Annotated in this window: 20 protein-coding genes; 15 read left to right on the forward strand and 5 right to left on the reverse strand. The window is 72.3% G+C overall.

Annotation, left to right across the window (positions count from 1 at the left end; translation table 11 throughout):
• The first annotated feature begins 97 nt into the window (after positions 1-97).
• Positions 98-661, forward strand: a complete 564-nt coding sequence (locus BJF80_RS20760; RefSeq protein WP_075813012.1) for a winged helix family transcriptional regulator — start codon at positions 98-100, stop codon at positions 659-661.
• 16 nt (positions 662-677) lie between these two features.
• Here the strand turns inward: BJF80_RS20760 and BJF80_RS09025 are convergent, their stop codons facing one another.
• Positions 678-1,919 (reverse strand): ATP-grasp domain-containing protein, encoded by a 1,242-nt coding sequence (locus BJF80_RS09025; protein WP_075813014.1) that lies wholly within the window; start codon positions 1,917-1,919, stop codon positions 678-680.
• Between the two features lie 134 nt (positions 1,920-2,053).
• On the opposite strand from BJF80_RS09025, the gene BJF80_RS09030 reads away from it, so the two are divergent.
• Together BJF80_RS09030 and BJF80_RS09035 are read left to right on the forward strand one after the other, a co-directional pair.
• A complete protein-coding gene (locus BJF80_RS09030; protein WP_075813016.1) occupies positions 2,054-2,455 on the forward strand; it encodes a DUF3817 domain-containing protein in 402 nt (133 codons plus the stop codon).
• 204 nt (positions 2,456-2,659) lie between these two features.
• Positions 2,660-3,631 carry a hypothetical protein gene (locus BJF80_RS09035; RefSeq protein WP_143554050.1) on the forward strand — a complete coding sequence of 324 codons (972 nt, stop codon included), beginning with the start codon at positions 2,660-2,662 and terminating at the stop codon, positions 3,629-3,631.
• 105 nt (positions 3,632-3,736) lie between these two features.
• Here the strand turns inward: BJF80_RS09035 and BJF80_RS09040 are convergent, their stop codons facing one another.
• Positions 3,737-4,480 carry an esterase family protein gene (locus BJF80_RS09040; RefSeq protein ID WP_075813020.1) on the reverse strand — a complete coding sequence of 248 codons (744 nt, stop codon included), beginning with the start codon at positions 4,478-4,480 and terminating at the stop codon, positions 3,737-3,739.
• Positions 4,481-4,633: 153 nt separating this feature from the next.
• Between BJF80_RS09040 and BJF80_RS09045 the strand changes: the two genes are divergently transcribed.
• The 12 genes from BJF80_RS09045 (at position 4,634) to BJF80_RS09095 (ending at position 15,182) form a co-directional block, all read left to right on the forward strand.
• On the forward strand, positions 4,634-5,248 hold the full coding sequence (locus tag BJF80_RS09045; protein WP_075813022.1) for a DUF4956 domain-containing protein: 615 nt from the start codon (positions 4,634-4,636) through the stop codon (positions 5,246-5,248).
• Entirely contained in the window at positions 5,245-6,033 is a 789-nt protein-coding gene (locus BJF80_RS09050; RefSeq protein WP_237767513.1) for a VTC domain-containing protein, read from the forward strand. The genes BJF80_RS09045 and BJF80_RS09050 overlap by 4 nt, the downstream gene beginning before the upstream one ends.
• On the forward strand, positions 6,030-7,622 hold the full coding sequence (locus BJF80_RS09055) for a carbohydrate-binding domain-containing protein (protein WP_075813024.1): 1,593 nt from the start codon (positions 6,030-6,032) through the stop codon (positions 7,620-7,622). The genes BJF80_RS09050 and BJF80_RS09055 overlap by 4 nt, the downstream gene beginning before the upstream one ends.
• A gap of 96 nt (positions 7,623-7,718) precedes the next feature.
• Positions 7,719-8,075: a hypothetical protein gene (locus BJF80_RS09060; protein WP_075813026.1), complete on the forward strand. Its 357-nt coding sequence runs from the start codon at positions 7,719-7,721 to the stop codon at positions 8,073-8,075.
• A gap of 126 nt (positions 8,076-8,201) precedes the next feature.
• The gene (locus BJF80_RS09065) at positions 8,202-9,425 is read left to right on the forward strand and encodes a sensor histidine kinase (RefSeq protein WP_075813028.1); all 1,224 of its coding nucleotides are present in this window, start codon (positions 8,202-8,204) and stop codon (positions 9,423-9,425) included.
• Between the two features lie 11 nt (positions 9,426-9,436).
• Positions 9,437-10,087 (forward strand): response regulator transcription factor, encoded by a 651-nt coding sequence (locus BJF80_RS09070; protein WP_237767514.1) that lies wholly within the window; start codon positions 9,437-9,439, stop codon positions 10,085-10,087.
• A gap of 177 nt (positions 10,088-10,264) precedes the next feature.
• Positions 10,265-10,966: a 4-hydroxy-tetrahydrodipicolinate reductase gene (locus BJF80_RS09075; protein ID WP_075813032.1), complete on the forward strand. Its 702-nt coding sequence runs from the start codon at positions 10,265-10,267 to the stop codon at positions 10,964-10,966.
• Positions 10,963-11,106, forward strand: coding sequence for a hypothetical protein (locus BJF80_RS19285; protein ID WP_202817178.1), 144 nt, complete (start codon positions 10,963-10,965; stop codon positions 11,104-11,106). Before BJF80_RS09075 ends, BJF80_RS19285 begins: the two co-directional genes overlap by 4 nt.
• The gene (gene dapA, locus BJF80_RS09080) at positions 11,103-11,984 is read left to right on the forward strand and encodes a 4-hydroxy-tetrahydrodipicolinate synthase (protein WP_075813034.1); all 882 of its coding nucleotides are present in this window, start codon (positions 11,103-11,105) and stop codon (positions 11,982-11,984) included. The genes BJF80_RS19285 and dapA overlap by 4 nt, the downstream gene beginning before the upstream one ends.
• Positions 11,981-12,826, forward strand: coding sequence for a 2,3,4,5-tetrahydropyridine-2,6-dicarboxylate N-succinyltransferase (locus BJF80_RS09085; protein WP_237767515.1), 846 nt, complete (start codon positions 11,981-11,983; stop codon positions 12,824-12,826). Before dapA ends, BJF80_RS09085 begins: the two co-directional genes overlap by 4 nt.
• 47 nt (positions 12,827-12,873) lie before the next feature.
• Entirely contained in the window at positions 12,874-13,989 is a 1,116-nt protein-coding gene (locus BJF80_RS09090; protein ID WP_143554051.1) for a pyridoxal phosphate-dependent aminotransferase, read from the forward strand.
• The gene (locus tag BJF80_RS09095; RefSeq protein WP_075813038.1) at positions 13,986-15,182 is read left to right on the forward strand and encodes a type III PLP-dependent enzyme domain-containing protein; all 1,197 of its coding nucleotides are present in this window, start codon (positions 13,986-13,988) and stop codon (positions 15,180-15,182) included. The genes BJF80_RS09090 and BJF80_RS09095 overlap by 4 nt, the downstream gene beginning before the upstream one ends.
• Before the next feature lie 36 nt (positions 15,183-15,218).
• Here the strand turns inward: BJF80_RS09095 and BJF80_RS09100 are convergent, their stop codons facing one another.
• The 3 genes from BJF80_RS09100 to BJF80_RS09110 all read right to left on the reverse strand — a co-directional run bounded on the left by BJF80_RS09100 (position 15,219) and on the right by BJF80_RS09110 (position 17,459).
• Positions 15,219-16,142 (reverse strand): NADP-dependent oxidoreductase, encoded by a 924-nt coding sequence (locus BJF80_RS09100; RefSeq protein ID WP_075813040.1) that lies wholly within the window; start codon positions 16,140-16,142, stop codon positions 15,219-15,221.
• A 70-nt stretch (positions 16,143-16,212) separates the two neighbouring features.
• Entirely contained in the window at positions 16,213-16,527 is a 315-nt protein-coding gene (locus BJF80_RS09105) for an MFS transporter (protein ID WP_187344363.1), read from the reverse strand.
• Complete coding sequence (locus BJF80_RS09110; RefSeq protein WP_075813044.1) at positions 16,473-17,459, reverse strand: MFS transporter; 987 nt, start codon at positions 17,457-17,459, stop codon at positions 16,473-16,475. The genes BJF80_RS09105 and BJF80_RS09110 overlap by 55 nt, the downstream gene beginning before the upstream one ends.
• Positions 17,460-17,545 lie beyond the last annotated feature (86 nt).

Raw genomic sequence — 17,545 nt, forward strand, 5'->3', positions numbered from 1 at the left:
CTCGGGAGTGGTCTCCCGTCAGGACCCGACGGTCACCATCAGCCATGCCCTCGGCTGCGTAGTGTTGCCCGTACCCCCTGAACTACTACAGGACCGGATGTCCACGGAGCAGCCCACCACCGCGCTGATCCGCGGCGGCTGCTTCTCCACCGACATGGTCGAGGCCCAGCGGTGGCTCAACCAGCGCGAGGTACCTACCTTGATCCTGGTCGAGCAACTGACAGAGCAGCATGAGGCACTGCTCCTGGGGCGAGGAGCCAAGGACGTCATCGGTCTACCGGTGTCGGAGACGCGGCTGCGCAGTCGCATCGAGGCGTTCGTCCGCAACCACGCCGACCAGCCGAGGACCGACCCGCAGGAAGAGAAACCGGCAGATGTGCATCTGGACCTGCAGGGGCGGTTCGCCCTGGCGTCGGGGGTGCCGGTGGCCCTCACCCGCTCGGAGCTGGACCTGCTGTCCCTCCTGGCCGATCAGTCCGGCCAGGTCGTGTCCCGCCGCGACCTGGCGACCGCCCTCGGCAAGGCGCAGCTGAGCGACCGCGCGCTGGAGTCGCACATCAGCAGGCTCCGCCTCAAGTTCCAGGCCGCCGGCTCCAAGCGTGTCATCGAGTCCGTCCGGGGCCAGGGCTACAGACTGATCGGCACGACCGAGGTCGTGTAGAGACCAGGCCTGAGGGTCAGGCCCGCTGGTCCTTCGCCCACAGGCCGGTCAGGCCGCGGAAGTGCGCGACGAACTTCTCGTGCTCGTGCTCCGGGTAGTGCCCGCGCACGGTGTCCACGAGCAGCCGGTCGAAGTCGTCCGAGGAGACCCAGTCGAGGACCCGCTCGGGCAGGTGCGGCAGGTGCTGCTCGCACCACTCCCAGTAGCGGTCCGTCTCGAACTCGGCGTCCGCGAGCTCGCGGTAGCCCTGCATCTTCTCCTGGTAGGTGCGGTCCGGGTCGTCGCCGATGGCGAAGTACTCGCGCGGGTTACGCACGCCGATGGCCGACTTGCGGCCGGTCACGAGGCAGTAGGTCGACCAGCGCACGAGCGCGGTGAGGGCCCACGGGAAGTAGTAGTGCAGCGAGGTGATCGCGACGTCCGGGCAGGCGTTGGCGTAGTCGATCGGGTAGACGTCGTCCCCGGCCACCAGCATCTCGGCGGAGTTGAACTCCCAGCCGAAGAAGGCGTTGACGACCTTGCTCACCGTCTCGGCCTCCCAGCCGGCCTGGGGCGACAGGAAGTCGTGGGTGACGGCATACCGGTTGTGCATCGGCTCGTCCGGCCGGAAGTCCATGACCATGGTCTCGGGGCCGATCGTCAGCGCCCGGGCGAACTTGTCGTAGTCGACCGTCGCCTGCAGGTGCATGAGCATGTTGCCGGACTCGTCGTAGGCCTGGTGCAGCCCCTCGACGTCCTTGACCTTGGAGACGCCGCGCCAGCCGCCGCCGTCGAACGGCTTCATGAAGAGCGGGTAGCCGACGTCCGCGGCGATGGTCTCGAGGTCGAAGGGGTCGTTGTACTTGCTCGAGGTGTAGGCCCAGCGCACGTTGTCCACCGGGTTCTTGTAGGGCACCAGCACCGTCTTGGGGATCTTCATGCCGAGGCGCAGCATCGCGACGTAGGCGCTGTGCTTCTCCATCGACTGGAACGTGAACGGGCTGTTGAGCAGATAGGTGTCGTTCATCAGCGACGCCTTCTTGAGCCACTCGCGCGGGTGGTAGTACCAGTACGCCAGCCGGTCGATGACCAGGCCGTGCCGCACCGGGTCGGTGAGGTCGAAGGGGTGGATGCGCACCCGCTCGCTGGTGATCGAGTGCGTCTCACCACCCGCCTCGACCGGGCCGACGAGCGACAGGATCGACTCGAAGGCTCGGGGCCAGTCCTCCTCCGCGCCGAGGAGCAGACCGATCAGATGCGTGCGCACGTCGTTGGCCATGTCGGAACGTTAGCGCCTCGCGGTGCCAGAGTCAGCGGGGGTCGGGTATGCCGTGGCCGTGGCGTCGCCGACAATGGAGGGGTGCTCTCCCCCGGTCCCGGTCGCCTCCTCCGCCTGCTCGCCGACGCGAGGCGGTGACCTGGGCGCTGCTGCTGGTGGGGATGGCGTTGAAGTACCTCACCGGAACCACCGACCTGGGCGTGAGCATCGCCGGTCCCGTCCACGGCTTCGTCTTCCTCGCCTACTGCGTCGTCGTGCTCGTCGTCGGCGTCGACCAGCGCTGGGGCGCCGGGCGGATCGTGCTCGGCCTGGCCAGCGCCATCCCGCCCTTCGTGACGATCCCCTTCGAGCGTTCGGTGCGCCGCCGCGGCCTGGGCGGCGAGCGCTGGCGGTTGCGCGAGGGCACCGGGCACACCGCGGTCGAGCGGGCGCTCGCGGCGGTGCTGCGCCGGCCGCTGCCCTCCGCGCTGGTGGCGCTGCTGCTCGTGGCAGGCGTCTTCAGCGCGCTGCTCGCGGTCGGACCTCCCGTCGGCTGACCGGCTGGCGCGGCCAACGAGCCACCGCGACCATCGGCCACCCCGCCACCCAGCACCCGGCAACCGCGGTGGGTATGAGTAGCCATCGCGACACCGAGCCACCGCGGTGGGTGCTCGTTGCCATCGCGACACAGAGCCACCGCGGTGGTTGGGCCTGTGGATGAGATCGGCGCGGGCGCGGGCCGAGCGGTCACGCTGAGACTCATGAAGACGGTGATCTCGCGCCGCCAGGCGCTCGCGCAGGGCACGACGACCGGGCAGATCCGGCACAAGCTCGATCGTGGTGACTGGCAGCAGCCATTCAGGGCGACCTACGTCCAGCACACGGGGCAGGTCACGTGGCTTGAACGCGTCGAGGCGGCGGTATCGGCTCGGGGTCCCGGTGCCGTGGTCAGTCTCCGTTGCGCTCTGCACCTGTGGGGCCTCACCCGGGAGCAGCCGGCGGTCATCACGTTGGCCGAGCATTTCGACACCCACCGCAGCGGCGCGCTCGAGGGCGTCAGGGTCCGACGACGTCGTCGGCTCGCCACCGCTCGGCGCTACGGGCTGCCGGTCACCACGCTGCCACAGACCATCATCGACGTCATCGCCCTTCGTCCCAGGGACAGCGACGACATGATGGCGCTCATCACCCGAGGAGTGTCCTCACGCAAGGTCACGGTGCCCGAGCTGCGCGACGAGCTCACGCACCATCCGCGACACCCGGCGCGCGAGGTCCTCACGGAGACCCTGACCGCCGCCGAGGAAGGCCTGGGCAGCGCGGCCGAGGCACGGTATGCCCGTGATGTCGAGGCGGCGCACGCCCTCCCCCGGATGCAACGCCAGGATCCGATCAGCCGTGCCGACGGCGGCACCCTGGCCCGCACGATGGACTTCCGCGACCGCGCGCGCGGGCTGGGCGTCGAGATCGACGGCAACCTCTGGCACCGGGAGAAGCAGCTCGCCGACCGGCGACGCGACCGTGAAGCAGCAGGAGCCGGTGGTGTGGTGCTCCGCGCCGGATGGGTGGAGGTGGTGGTCGACCCGTGTCGGCTGGCCGCCGATGTCGGGGCTGCCCAGCAGGCACGCGGCTGGACGGGTATGCCCCGGCCTGCGGGCATACCTGCGCCATCGCGACCGACCCCCGCTGGGCGAACGCCGGCTGAGACCGAGCGAACTGGTCGACGACCGCGGTGAGAAGGTGTCGCCGGGGCAACACAGAGCCACCGCGGTGGGCGACCACACCCGCGACACCGGCCGCTCGCGGTCGGACCTCCCGTCGGCTGACCGGCGCCGGCCGCCTCAGCAGAAGCGCGGCAGGTGGTGCTCCAGCTGCTTGCGCCACCACGGCCAGTCGTGGGCGCTGTCGTGGCCCCACAGGTCGAACTCGTGCGGGATGCCCTTGTCGGCCAGGATCCCCGCCATCCGGTGGGCCCCCGGCAGCGACTGGGTCGGGTGCACCTCGAAGGCGCCCTGCCCGGCGACCAGCAGGATGTTGGCGTGCTCGCGCACCCACTGCAGGTGGTCGCCCTCCATGCCCGCGACATACGCCGTCGGGTTGGCGAAGTAGGTCGCCTCGCCCAGCTCGCCCCACCCGTGCCACGAGCTGGGGTCGAAGTTGCCGGACAGGCTGATGCCGACGCCGAAGAGGTCGGGCCGCTTGAGCGCGAAGTTGACCGCGTGGAAGCCGCCCATGCTGGCCCCGACGGTCACGATGCGGTCGTGCCCTGGTGAGTCCTCGTCGACGAGCGGCACCACCGTGTCCAGGATCCAGCGCTCGTATGCCCCGTGCCGGCGCGCCCGCTCCTCGGTCGGCAGGCTGTTGTCGCTCCAGGTCAGGTGGTCGAAGGAGTCGACCGCGTAGAGCTTGATCCGGCCGTCGGCCAGCAGCGGGGCGACGGCGTCGAGCATCCCGTTGTTCTCGAAGTCCCACGCCCGACCGGCCTCGGAGGGGAAGACCAGCACCGGCCGGCCCCAGTGGCCGTAGCGGATGATCGCGCCCCGTCCGACGCCCTCGGTGTCGAGATCGATCTGCTCGCGCTCCATGGCTCTCCTCACCCGGCTCGACCGCCGGCCGACCCGACGTGGGGGCAAGCCTGCCACACCTCATACATCGCGCACCGGCGGTTCACAGCAGGCACATAGCCCCGGGCGGCGGAATGGACTCACACCACCGGACACCGCCCCCGAGGAGCACCCATGAACGCCCTGATCCTGCCCGCCGTCGACCTGCTCGCGATCGTCCTGCTGACCTTCGCGATCTACCTGCCCCGGCACCGACGCACCGAGCTGGTCCCGGCCTTCCTCGGGGTCAACGTGGGGGTGCTGGCCGTCAGCATGGCCCTCACCTCCTCGGCCGCGACGGTCGGTCTGGGGCTCGGGCTCTTCGGCGTCCTGTCGATCATCCGGCTGCGCTCCAGCGAGCTCAGCCAGCGCGAGATCGCCTACTACTTCGCCGCGCTCACCCTGGGTCTGCTCGGTGGCATCGGGGTGACCAGCCTCGTGGTCGGCATCGGCCTCATGGCGCTCGTCGTGCTCGCCCTCGCAGTCGGCGACCACACGCGGGTCGCCGGGCCGCAGGAGGAGCTGCAGCAGCAGCTGGTCGTGCTCGACCGGGCCGTCACCGACCCCGACGAGCTGCGCGACCGGCTGCGGGCGCTGCTCGGCGGCGAGGTCGTCACCGCCCGCACGGTGCGCCTGGACCTGGTCAACGACAGCACGCAGGTCGAGGTCGGCTGGCGGGCCTCCGGCAGGACCTCGCCGACGGTGCAGGCCCCGGCCGGCGCCTCCGCTCGCGAGGCGGTCGCCCGATGAGCCCGCTCGCCAGCCTCTCCCCCATCTCGCTGACGGACCTGGTCGCCGAGTCGGCCCTGCTCACCCGGGTGGACCGCAAGTACCTCCTCACCACCGCCCAGGTCGACGCCGCCCTGGCGGACCTGCCCGCCGGGACGCGCGTCCTGGAGATCGAGGGCCTGCGCCGGTTCGACTACGCCTCGACCTACTTCGACACCGACGACCGGCAGAGCTACCGCCTCGCCGCCACCGCGCGCCGCCGTCGCTGGAAGGTCCGCACCCGCTCCTACCTCGACACCGGGACCTGCTGGCTCGAGGTCAAGACCCGCGGTCCGCGCGGCACCACGGTCAAGGCGCGCCAGCCCCACCCCGTCGGTATGCCCGCCGCCCTCACCGCGGACGCGGCCGGCTTCGTGGAGCGCACACTGCGCGACCAGGGGGTGCCGCTGCCCCGGGACGGGTGGGACGCGGCACCCGCGCTCGGCACGGCATACCGCAGGACGACGCTTGCCCTCGCCGACGCGCCCGAGCCACGATCGACACGGCGCTGCGCTGGACCTCGCCGGACGGCACCGAGCTGGCGCCCGAGGGCGTCGCCATCGTCGAGACCAAGGGCGGGTCCACCCCGACCTCGCTGGACCGCGCGCTCTGGGCCGCCGGCCACCGGCCGGTGCGGATCAGCAAGTTCGCCACCGGCCTCGCCCTGCTCGACCCGACCCTGCCCGCGCACCGCTGGCACCGCCTGCTCACGACCACCGGCCCGCTGGCCGCCTGACCCACCACCCACCGAAGGAGAACCACCATGAGCACCACCCGCACCCGCCTGCGCACCACCGCCGCCAGCCTCGCCGTCGCCGCCCTGATCGCCGGCTGCGGCGTCCAGGAGACCACCGGCAGCACCGCCGCCGGCAGCACCGTCAGCACCGTCAGCACGAGCACCTCCGACAGCGAGGGCTCGACCGAGGACAGCACTGCCACGACCGAGGAGAACAATGAGGCGTCCGAGGGCGCCGGCGAGGACACCGAGGAGGCGATCGGCACCGTCGGCCTCACCACTCACGCAGACGGTGACGAGGCCGACTACGACGCGGCGAGCGCGGTGTCGGTCGAGCTGGCCGACGACGCCGGCAGCAGCGCCGGGAGCGGTGTCGAGGTGAGCAGCACCGAGGAGGGGACCGACCTGGTGACGATCACCGAGGCCGGCACCTACGTCCTCTCCGGGACCCTGACCGATGGCCAGGTCGTCGTCGACGTGCCCGAGGAGGACGACGTCACCGTCGTGCTCGACGGGGTCGAGATCACCAGCTCGCTCGGGTCGGCGCTGCAGATCAGCTCCGCCGAGGACGCGACCGTCGTGCTCGCGGACGGCTCGGACAACGCCCTGACCGACCCCGAGACGTATGCCCAGACCGAGGGGAGCGTCGACGAGGAGACCGGCGAGGAGGTGGACGCGCCCAATGCGGCGCTCTACTCCACCGCTGACCTCACCATCGCGGGCACGGGGGCGCTGACCGTCGAGAGCTACGGCAGCGACGGCATCACGAGCAAGGACGGCCTGGTGATCCTCTCGGGTGAGATCACCGTCAACGCCGTCGACGACGGGATCCGCGGCAAGGACTTCCTGTCGATCCAGGGTGGCACCCTCACCGTCACCGCCAACGGCGACGCGTTGAAGTCGGACAACACCGAGGACGGCACCGGCATCATCGCCGTCTCGGGTGACTCGACCGAGATCACCGTCGCGGCCGGCGACGACGCTGTGAAGGCCGAGAACGTCATCGACCTCGTCGACGGCACCCTGACCGTCACCCAGTCGCTCGAAGGACTCGAGTCGGCCCGGATCGTCGTCGAGGGCGGCACCACCGAGGTCACCGCGAGCGACGACGCGCTCAACGCCGCCTCCGACACGGTCACGCCGAGCGTGGAGATCAGTGGCGGCGAGCTCACCCTCACCTCGGACGGTGACGGCCTCGACTCCAACGGCACGGTCACGATGACCGGCGGCACGGTCGTGGTCAACGGACCCACGATGGACGGCAACGGCGCCGTGGACGTCGACGGTGACTTCCTCCTCTCCGGCGGCACCCTCACCGCGGTGGGCAGCGCCGGGATGATGATGGCACCGTCCACCGACAGCGAGCAGGCCTCGATCGCCACCGCTCTGTCCGGCTCGGTCGCGGCCGGCGAGACGCTCACCGTGACGGACGCCGACGGCGCCGTCGTCGCCGAGGTCGCGGTGACCAAGGACACCGCCTCGCTCGTCCTGTCCACCGCCGACCTGGTGGCCGGAGAGACGTATACCGTCACCGCCGGCGGGACCGAGGTCGCCACCGCGACGGCGGGTGAGTATGCGCAGATGGGCATGGGCGGAATGGGCGGCGGCCCCCGGCCCTGAGTCCCCCCGCAAAACCGACGGTCTCCGCCACTGACCTCACGGAAATCCGTCTGCAGGATGACGCCCCGGTCTGGTGACCACACCAGACTGGGGCGCGTGCAGTCACAGGATCACGTGCGTGTCGTCGAGGGAGATGCAGAGGGACACTCTGGCCGGACCCTAGGTCAGGCCGAGCTGGTCACCTCGGACCACGCCGTGATGCGGGTGGGCTACAGGGAGCCCACCCCGTCGCTTCCGCTGCACGTCGTGCTCGTCCCTGTCGCGGCAGGGGGCGACAGGGGCGAGCACACCAAGATCGACGTGACCGAGGTGATCCCTGCCGAGGGCGACGAGAGTATGGTGGCGCTCCGCCTCGCGCGGGCCGTCCCCGGGTGGACGCAGCCTCGGGTGGTCGGTCTCGCCTCGCTGACCTCCAAGCCCTGGTGGTGCAAGCTCTTCCCCTCGATGTGCTAGACCCGTCATCTGCATTGATGACGAACCACGGAAGGAGTGGTCGTGACCGGAACTGCTCCTGAGGTACGACGGACCCCAGCGCAGCAGCACTGGCGACGAGCAGGTCAGGCGGCGAACGTCCTGGCCGTGCTGACGGCCGGGCTGCTCGACCTCGGGACCGCCGGAGTGCTGTCCGGTCCGCTGCGCACCTTCGGCGGCATGGAGATCTCGGGTCTGGCCATGGCGCCAGCCGTGCTCGTCATGGTCGCTCTCCTCTTCGTCAGGAGGCGCTATCCGCTGCCGGTCCTGCTGGCGACCACCGGCATCTCGATCGCCGCCATGCTGGTCTTCACGACGGCGCAGCCGATCTTCTGCGTCCTGGTCGCCCTGCACAGCGCCGCACGGCGCGGCAACCTACGGCACTCGCTGCTGGCGCTGGCGATTGCCCTGACCACGGTTCCCATGGTGGTGCTCGCGGTGCACAGGTCCTACGACGACCCCACGCCGCTCGACTGGATCTTCCCCGGCGTGTTCTTCACCGTCGTCGTGATGACCGCCTGGGGGGTCGCGACCCGCGACCGACTCTCGCACGAGCGCAACCGGGACCTGCACGGTGAGATCGACGTCCGCGCCGAGGAGGCCGCGCACGCCGAGCGGCAACGCATCGCCCGCGAGCTGCACGACATCGTCGCCCACTCGGTCAGCGCCATGATGATGCAGGCCGCCGGTGCCCGCGCCATGAGCCAGTCCGTCGCGAAGGACGCACCGGACGACGCGCGGCTCGACACGGTCCAGCGCGCGCTCGGCACCATCGAGTCGACCGGGGCGCAGAGCATGCGCGAGCTGCACCGGCTGCTCGGCGCGCTGCGCGAGGACCAGATCCACGACCACCTGCCCAGCAGCCTCGACCTCGACCACGCCCCCAGCGCCCAGCCCGGGCTGGACGACATCGACGCCCTGGTGGAGGTGCCGCGCAGCAGCGGTCTCATCGTCGAGGTCCACCGCTCGGGACACGCGCGGACGGTCGACCCGTCGGTGGGCGCGGCGGCATACCGGGTGGTGCAGGAGTCGCTCACCAACGCGCTCAAGCACGCAGGGCGCGGTGCGCTCGTGGACGTCTACCTCGCGTGGCAGGACACCGAGCTGCAGGTGCAGGTCCGCTCCCGCGCCAGCCACGGGATGCGTCCGGGGACGCCCAACGGCGGCACCGGGCTCCGCGGGCTGCGCGAGCGGGTAGGGCTCGTCGGCGGGAGTTTTGAGGCCGGGTGGTCCGGTGAGGAGTTCATCAACACCGCCGTCCTGCCGGTGCGGCCGCCCACGAGCGGAGGCCCGGCCGAGCGGCCGGCACCCGGCACGGCGGGGCGGGAGTGAGCATCACGGTCGTGATCGCCGACGACCAGCAGGAGGTCCGCGAGGGCTTGGAGATGCTGCTCGGCGTGCACGGCGACATCGAGGTGGTCGGCCTCGCCGCGGACGGCGACGAGGCGGTCGCGCTGACCGAGCAGACCTCGCCCGACGTCGTCGTCATGGACATCCGGATGCCGGGGACGGACGGCATCGAGGCGACCCGCCGGATCGTGCAGGAGTGTCCCGAGCAGGGGGCCGTCACGACTGTCCTCATGCTCACGACCTTCGACCACGACGATGCGCTCTACGGCGCGCTGCGGGCCGGGGCGTCGGGCTACATGCTCAAGGACGCCGCCCCCAGCCGGCTCCCCGACGCGATCCGGCAGGTCGCCGCGGGCGAGTCCTGGATCGACCCGAGCGTGGCCGGCAAGGTCATCGAGACGCTGCGCGACACGGCACCGCGGGACGCCCGGGGGCTGCCGGACCTCGACCTGCTCTCCCCGCGCGAGCTCGAGGTGCTGAAGCTCATGGGCGACGCGCCCTCCAACACCGACCTCGCCCGGCAGCTCTACGTCTCCGAGGCGACGATCAAGACCCACATCTCCCGGCTGCTCATGAAGACCGGCAGCTCCGAGCGCGCCCAGCTCGTCGCCCTGGCCTACAAGACCGGTCTCGTCCAGCCCTGACCCTTCTCTGAGGGCCCGCGCGGCGTACCAACTTTGCGCGGCGCGGCGGGAGGACGGCGAGCGCGCCTGGAGCCCGGAAGGACATCTTGCGGCGAAGTGGCGTCTTGACAGGAAAGGTGCCCTGACCTGCGAAAACGCCGTTTGCGAGGCTTCCGTGAGCGCCGACATACTCGTCCGGTGCCCACCCGCATCGGACTCTTCGGCACCGGACGCCTCGGCTCGGCGATCCGGCGGCTCGCCGACTCCCGGGACAACGTCGACGTCGTCTGGGCGGTGGGGAGCAGCGACCCCGAGGCACGGGAGGCGGTGGACGTCGCGATCGACGTCAGCACCGGCACGGCCGTCGCCGCGCACCTCGCGTGGGCGCAGCGCAGCGGCACCGATCTCGTGGTCGGCGCGACCGGCTTCGACCCCGCGCTGCTCGACACCGAGCTGGGCGTGCGGGTGCTCGTCGCACCGAACTTCTCCCTCGGTGTCGCCCTCGCCCGCCGCGTGAGCAGACTGCTCGGCGGGTATGCCGCCGCGCACCGCGCTGCGGGCATACCGGTCGACCTCGCAGTCACCGAGACCCATCACCGCCACAAGGTCGACGCACCTAGCGGCACCGCGCTCTCCCTGCGCGACGCGCTGGCCGACGCTGCCGGTGAGGGCGCAGCGGAGGTCCAGACCACCAGCCTGCGACTCGGGGAGGTCGTGGGCGAGCACGCGGTCACCCTCGCCTCCCCCACCGAGACGATCACCCTCCGGCACACCGCGCACGACCGCGACCTCTTCGCCACCGGCGCCCTGACGGCCGCACTCTGGCTCACCGACCGGCCCGGACCGGGCCTGTTCACCCTCGACGACCTCGCCGAGGACCACCTGAAGGAGACAGCATGAGCAGCAGCCTCACCGCAGCACCGTTCACGGGTCTCGGCGTCGCCCTGGCGACGCCGTTCACGACCGGGACCGACGCCGTGGGCGGCTCGCGAAGCCCGCTGTCGACCACGACGCCTTCGGCCGCCTCGTCGAGCACGTGATCGCCGACGGGCGGGGCGTCGACTGGCTGGTCGTCCTCGGCTCCACCGGCGAGGCCGCCACGGTCACCGACGTCGAGCGGCACGCGCTGGTGCGCCAGGCCGTCGAGCTGGCCCGCCGGGACGACCGCCGCATCCCGGTCGTCGTCGGGGTCGGGCACAACGACACCGAGCGCACCTGCGAGCTCGCCGGGCAGGCTGCGGCCGCTGGGGCCGACGCCCTGCTCGTCGTCACGCCGTTCTACAACAAGCCCCAGGTCAGTGGCCTGGTGGCGCACTACCGCGCCGTCGCCGACGCGGCGCCGGGGCTGCCGATCATCGCCTACAACGTGCCCGGCCGCACCGGCTGCAACATCACTCCCGAGGCGCTGCGGGCGATCTGGAAGATCGACCAGGTCGTCGCGATCAAGGAGAGTTCGGGCGACCTGCGCCAGGTGGCCCGGATGTGCCAGGAGGCGCCGCAGGGCCGTGCGGTGCTCGCCGGGGACGACGACCTCGCGCTGGCCGGCATCGCCGTCGGCGCGCAGGGGCTGGTCTCGGTGTGCGCCAACGTGGTGCCGACCGAGACCCGGCGCCTCGTGCACGCCGCGATGGCCGGTGATCTGCCCCTCGCTCGCGAGAGCGCTGCGCTGCTGGCACCGACGATGGCGGCGATGTTCGCCGAGACCAACCCGGTGCCGGTCAAGGCCGCGCTGGCGTGCCTCGGCCTGGCCACCGCACAGGTACGGCTGCCGCTCTCCCCCGCCGAGCCGGACACCTGGTCGCAGGTCCAGACCGCCCTCGCCGACCTGCAGACCTCCCGCCGCAGCGGCTCGGCGTCGATCGGACGGCTGCCGGAGCGGGTCGCCGTGCCGCACGACACCTCGGCGCTGGCGTCGTGAGCACCGTCGGCACCATGGAGTCCATGACTCCGCAGGACACGACCGACGGCACCTCCCTGCATCAGGTCTTCGCCGAGGGCCGCGGCATCGATCCGACGGTGGAGCACGTGGAGGAGCTGCTCGCCGGGCTGGAGGACGGCTCGATCCGGGCCGCCCGCCGCGCCGAGGACGGCACCTGGGCCGCGCACGGCTGGGTCAAGCGCGGCATCCTCGCCGCCTTCCGGCTCAGCGAGACCGTCGAGCTCGACTGGCCGGGCGGCAGCGTCGACAAGTCGCTCGTGCCGGCGCGCCGGATCACGGCGGGCGACGGCATACGCCTCGTGCCGGGCGGCACCGCCGTCCGCCGCGGCGCGCACCTCGCGCCCGGGGTCGTCGTCATGCCGCCGAGCTATGTCAACGTCGGCGGGCGTGTCGGCGCCGGCTCGATGGTCGACAGCCACGTGCTCGTCGGGTCGTGCGCGCAGGTCGGCGAGCGGGTGCACCTGTCCACGGCCGTGCAGCTGGGTGGCGTGCTCGAGCCGGTCGGTGCCCGCCCGGTCGTCGTCGAGGACGACGTCTTCGTCGGGGCGCAGTGCGGGCTCTACGAGGGCGTGGTCGTCCGTCGCGGTGCCGTGCTGGCACCGGGCGTCACGCTGACCTCGGGGACGACGATCTACGACCTGGTCGACCAGCGGGAGCTGCGCGGCGAGGTGCCCGAGCGCGCCGTCGTCGTGCCCGGCTCCCGCCCGGCGCGCGGCGACTACGCCGACGTCCTCGGGCTCTCGCTCTACGCCCCGGTGATCGTGAAGTACCGCGACACCGCGACCGACGCCGCCACGGCGCTCGAGGAGTCGCTGCGGTGAGGACGGCCTCGCGGGTGGCGGGCCAGGGCCTGTCACCCATCCGACGCATGGCGCTCGGAGCCCCGCCGGACGCGGTCAACCTCGGGCTCGGCGAGCCCGGGTGGCCGCTGCCGACCGGACAGGCCGTGCGTCCGGACGAGGGCTCGGTCGACCTGTCCTACGGGCCCAACACCTCCGACCCGGCGCTGGTGGACGCGATCGCCGGCTACGCCCAGGCCCGCGGTGCGGACACGGTCGGTCCGGACGGGGTCATGGTCACCGCCGGCAGCCAGGCGGCGCTCTTCGCGCTCTTCCAGGCGTATGCCGAGCCCGGATCGGCCGTGCTCGCGCCCGACCCCGGCTTCGTCGCCTACCCCACCCTCGCCCGGCTGTGCGGCGCGACGCCGGTCGGCTACCCGCTCGGCCCGGACGGTGACCTCGACGCTGACGCGCTGCTCGCGGCGCTGTGCGAGCACGGGCATACCTCCCTGGTCGTGCTCAACCACCCCGCCAACCCGACCGGCGGGTTGACCTCCTCCGGCGCGCTCGAGCGGGTCGCCGAGGCGTGCGCGGAGCGCGACGTGCTCCTCGTGAGCGACGAGGTGTATGCCGAGCTGTGGGTCGACGAGCCGCCTGCCTCGCTGCGCGACGTCACGGACGTGGGCGTGGTGCTGGGGTCGATGAGCAAGGCCTTCGGCGCGCCCGGGCTGCGGATCGGTTGGGCGACCGGTGACCCCGAGGTGCTCGCGCCCGCCCGGCTGGTGCACAACGCGATGACCACGGCACCCTCCCGACTGTCCCAGCGCGCCGCGCTCGCGCTGCTCGAGGCCGCGGGCGAGGTGCTTCCTGCGGCGCGCGAGCAGCTCCGCCTGCGCTGGGACGCGGTCGCGCGACTGGCCCCCTGCGCAAATGGACATCGGTTTCTGGGCGACGGGCCCCAGAAAGCTCGGTCCAGAAGTGCGGGACGGGTGGGGTTCTACCTCTGGCTCCCGCTCCCGGAGGGCATCGACCCCGACGGCACCGAGGCCTTCGCGCTGCGACTACGCGACGAGGGCCGCGTGACCACGATCCCCGGCACCGCCTTCGGCGCGCGCGGGTCGGGCTTCCTGCGGGTGAGCCTCGGCGGGCCGGTGGAGGATCTCGAGGAAGGACTGCGGCGCCTGGCGCCCTGGTGGAAGGCATGATCTTGACCGCTGCGACGACCGACCTGTTCGCCTTCGACGAGGCGAGGCTGGACGAGCTCACGACCCGGCACGGCACGCCGTTCTTCGCCTACGACCTGGCCGCGGCGCGGGAGCGCTTCACCGGGCTGCGGGCCGCGCTCCCGGCCCGGGTCCGGCTCGCGTATGCCGTGAAGTCCAACCCGGGGCTGCCGCTCCTGGAGACCTTCGCCGAGCAGGGCGCATGGTTCGACTGCGCGAGCGCGGGCGAGGTCTCGACCGCGCTGGCGGCCGGCGCGACCGGGCGGGGCATGGTCTTCGCCGGACCGGCCAAGACCGAGCGCGACCTGCAAGCGGCGCTGTTTGCCGGTGCCCGGATCCAGGTCGACGGGATCGAGGACGTGGCGCGGCTGCACGACCTGCACACCGGGGACCACCCGCTGCCCGTCAACGTCCGCGTCAACCCTGCCGCGGGTGTGTCGGAGGTCGCGACCATCATCGGCGGTGGAGGCCCGAGCGCCTTCGGCGTCGACGAGGAGGTGATGGAGGACTTCGTGACGGAGGCGGCCCGCTACGACCGGGTCGAGATCAGGGGGCTGCAGGTCTTCGCCGCGAGCAACGAGCTGGACGCGGGCAGGTTGCTGGCCAACCACCGCACCGCGCTGCGGATCGGGCAGCGGCTGCAACAGCTGGTGGGTCGCGAGCTGGACCTGATCGACATCGGCGGCGGGCTCGGCATCCGGTATGCCCTCACCGAGCCGACGCTCGACGTCCGCGCCCTGGGCGCCGGGCTGGGTCGGATCCTGGCCGAGAACGACTGGTTCACCGGTGAGCTGCTGCTGGAGCCGGGTCGCTGGCTGTCCGGCCCGACGGGGGTCTACGCCGCGCGCGTGGTGCGGACGAAGGTCTCCCGCGGCGAGCGGTTCGTCATGCTCGAGGGCGGGATCAACCACCTGCTCCGGCCGCTGCTGACCGGGCAGTCGTTTCCGACGCTGGCCGTCCGCAACGGCGAGGGGGTGCTGGCGGGCGAGTCCTCGGCCGCCACGCTGGCCGGGCCGCTGTGCACGTCCTTGGACCGCGTGGGGACCGGCGACCTCCCCACCGACCTCCGCCCTGGTGACGTCGTGGTCTTCGGGCAGACCGGTGCCTACGCCTACACCCAGGCGATGAGCCACTTCCTCTCGCACGCGCTGCCCGAGCAGCACTGGGTGGGCTGAGCCGACCGCCGCCGCCGGCCGTCGCTCCCGTCCACCTCAGATCGTCACGACGATCTTGCCGCCGGGGCTGCCCTGCTCGGAGAGACGGTGCGCCTCGGCGATGTCAGCCAGGTCGAAGGTGCGCGCCACGTTGACCCGCAGCGAGCCGGCCGCCACGAGCTCGGCGAGCGCCTCCAGGTGCTCCCGCTCGGGGCGGACGAAGACATACTGTCCGCCGAGGCCGAGCACGGTCTCGGCGTCGACGACGGAGGCCACGCGGCTGGGGTCCTTCACCTGAGCGGGCGCATCCGCCAGCGCGTCCCCGCCGACGAGGTCGAGGACGGCGTCGACGGGCTCGGCGAGCTGCTCGCTGACCGGCCCGGCGTGGTGGTCGAGGACCTCGGAGGCGCCGAGACGGCGGACCAGGTCGTGGTGCGCGGGCGAGGCGGTGCCGATCACCTCGGCTCCGAGCGCAGCCGCGATCTGGACCGCGAGATGGCCGACGCCACCGGAGGCCGCGTGCACGAGCACCCGGTCGCCGGCCTGGACCTGCAGCGCCTCGGTCAGCACCTGGTATGCCGTGAGTCCGGCCAGCGGCATCGCGGCGGCCTCCTCGAAGGACAGGCCCTCCGGCATACGCGACACCGTGCGCTCCGGGGCGGGGACGAGCTCGGCGGCCGTGCCGTGGGAGACGTCGTCACGGCGGACGTAGCCCCAGACCCGGTCGCCGACCTGCAGCCCGGTGCGGACGGCGGGGCCGACCGCCTCGACCACCCCGGCGACGTCCCAGCCGGGGACGATCGGCAGGTGGTGCGGGTAGGCGCCCTGCAGGTAGCCCTCCCGGATCTTCCAGTCGACCGGGTTGACGCTGGTCGCGCGGGCCCGCACGAGGACGGTGTCGGGGCCGACCGGCGGGTCGGGCCGCTCGCCCACGGTCAGGACGTCGGCTCCGCCGAAGGTCTCGTAGCTCGCTGCACGCATGGGGTCGTCCTCCTCGGGTCGGGACCGTGCGTCAGTGACGCACGGCAGGGAGAACGCCCACGCGCGGACACTATTCCTGGGGCGTCGCGGCGGGCGTGGGCTCCGGCTCGTCGTCCAGGTCACGCATACCCCGCACCGGGGAGAGCGCCACCGGGAGCGTCGCCACCGCCATGAGCACCGTGCCGGCCAGCGCCGTCGGCCAGGCGCCCCACACCGTCACGAGCACGCCGGCGACCAGCGCCCCGACCGACAGCGCACCCCAGGAGAGCAACCGGTAGGCCGAGTTGACCCGCCCCCGCAGCCGAGCGGGCACCGCGAGCTGACGCACCGTCACCGCCTGCGAGTTCGCCACCCCGATGCCGAGCCCGGAGACCAGGAAGGCCACCGCCAGCACGACCAGGGACCGCAGGCTCGTGCTCCCGCTGAGCAGCACCCCGACCAGCGGGGCGGTGTTGCCCAGCAGCATGGACACCACGAGCGAGCTCCGTAGCCCGCCCAGCCGGTCAGCCGGGCACTCAGTCCGGCCCCGAGGAAGGCCCCGACCCCTCCCGCCATGAGGACCAGCCCGAGCGCGAGCGGGCCGTCGCTGCGCCCGCCCACCACGGCGACGGTCAGCGCCAGCATGAAGACCTCGTTGCCGAGGTTCCACACCGTCGCCTCCGCGGCCAGCGCCCGCACGACGCGGTGGCGCAACATCGTGACCAGACCCTCCTTCGCCTGCGCCAGCGTGCCTCCCTCCGAGGGCTCCACCTCCGGCTCCGCCAGCCGGACGCGGCGCAGCAGCAGCGCCGAGACGAGATGGGTCGCGGCGTTGACCAGCACGGCGACCGGCGCCGTCACCGCCTGCACGAGCGCACCACCCAGGCCGGACCCGCCGATGCCGACGGCCGACTGCGTCGCGGTGATCCGCGCGTTGGCGTCCGGCAGCTGCTTCGGTGTGACGACGTGGGGCAGGAAGGAGAAGTCCGCGAGCATGTGGAGCACCGCCAGCGCGCCCACCGCGAAGGTCGCGGCCACCAGGAGCGGCACGGTGAGCTGGCCGGTCAGCGCCAGGACCCCCACCGTCAGCAGCAGGCCGGCCCGCCCGAGCTCGGCCCCGATCATCAGCGGGCGACGCCGCCGGTTGTCCACGAGCACCCCGAGCCACAGCGTGAGCAGCAGGTAGGGCAGGAAGGTCGCGGTGCGCACCCACGACAGCTCTTGCGCGCTGGCCCCGAGCGTGACGAGCGCCAGCACCGGCAGCGCCAGCTCCCCGATCTCGCCGCCGACGGCACCCGCCGTGCTCGCGCCCCACACCCGACGGTAGTCACGGTTCACCCACGCGCTTGTAACCTTTGTCATGCGAATGAAAGTTACTCAAGCATCACCCGTCGCCGCAACCGGTGTCGGTCGGTCACCGGTTA

Source organism: Serinicoccus sp. CUA-874, from assembly GCF_001942225.1.
GTDB lineage: Bacteria > Actinomycetota > Actinomycetes > Actinomycetales > Dermatophilaceae > Ornithinicoccus > Ornithinicoccus marinus.

Excerpts from the sequence above, each read along its gene's own strand:
- BJF80_RS09090 (WP_143554051.1), top strand. The coding sequence starts at position 12,874 with ATGGCGCTCGGAGCCCCGCCGGACGCGGTCAACCTCGGGCTCGGCGAG.
- BJF80_RS09095 (WP_075813038.1), top strand. The coding sequence starts at position 13,986 with ATGATCTTGACCGCTGCGACGACCGACCTGTTCGCCTTCGACGAGGCG.
- BJF80_RS09100 (WP_075813040.1), bottom strand. The coding sequence starts at position 16,142 with ATGCGTGCAGCGAGCTACGAGACCTTCGGCGGAGCCGACGTCCTGACC.
- BJF80_RS20760 (WP_075813012.1), top strand. The coding sequence starts at position 98 with ATGTCCACGGAGCAGCCCACCACCGCGCTGATCCGCGGCGGCTGCTTC.
- BJF80_RS09025 (WP_075813014.1), bottom strand. The coding sequence starts at position 1,919 with ATGGCCAACGACGTGCGCACGCATCTGATCGGTCTGCTCCTCGGCGCG.
- BJF80_RS09040 (WP_075813020.1), bottom strand. The coding sequence starts at position 4,480 with ATGGAGCGCGAGCAGATCGATCTCGACACCGAGGGCGTCGGACGGGGC.
- BJF80_RS09035 (WP_143554050.1), top strand. The coding sequence starts at position 2,660 with ATGAAGACGGTGATCTCGCGCCGCCAGGCGCTCGCGCAGGGCACGACG.
- BJF80_RS09050 (WP_237767513.1), top strand. The coding sequence starts at position 5,245 with ATGAGCCCGCTCGCCAGCCTCTCCCCCATCTCGCTGACGGACCTGGTC.
- BJF80_RS09055 (WP_075813024.1), top strand. The coding sequence starts at position 6,030 with ATGAGCACCACCCGCACCCGCCTGCGCACCACCGCCGCCAGCCTCGCC.
- BJF80_RS09045 (WP_075813022.1), top strand. The coding sequence starts at position 4,634 with ATGAACGCCCTGATCCTGCCCGCCGTCGACCTGCTCGCGATCGTCCTG.
- BJF80_RS19285 (WP_202817178.1), top strand. The coding sequence starts at position 10,963 with ATGAGCAGCAGCCTCACCGCAGCACCGTTCACGGGTCTCGGCGTCGCC.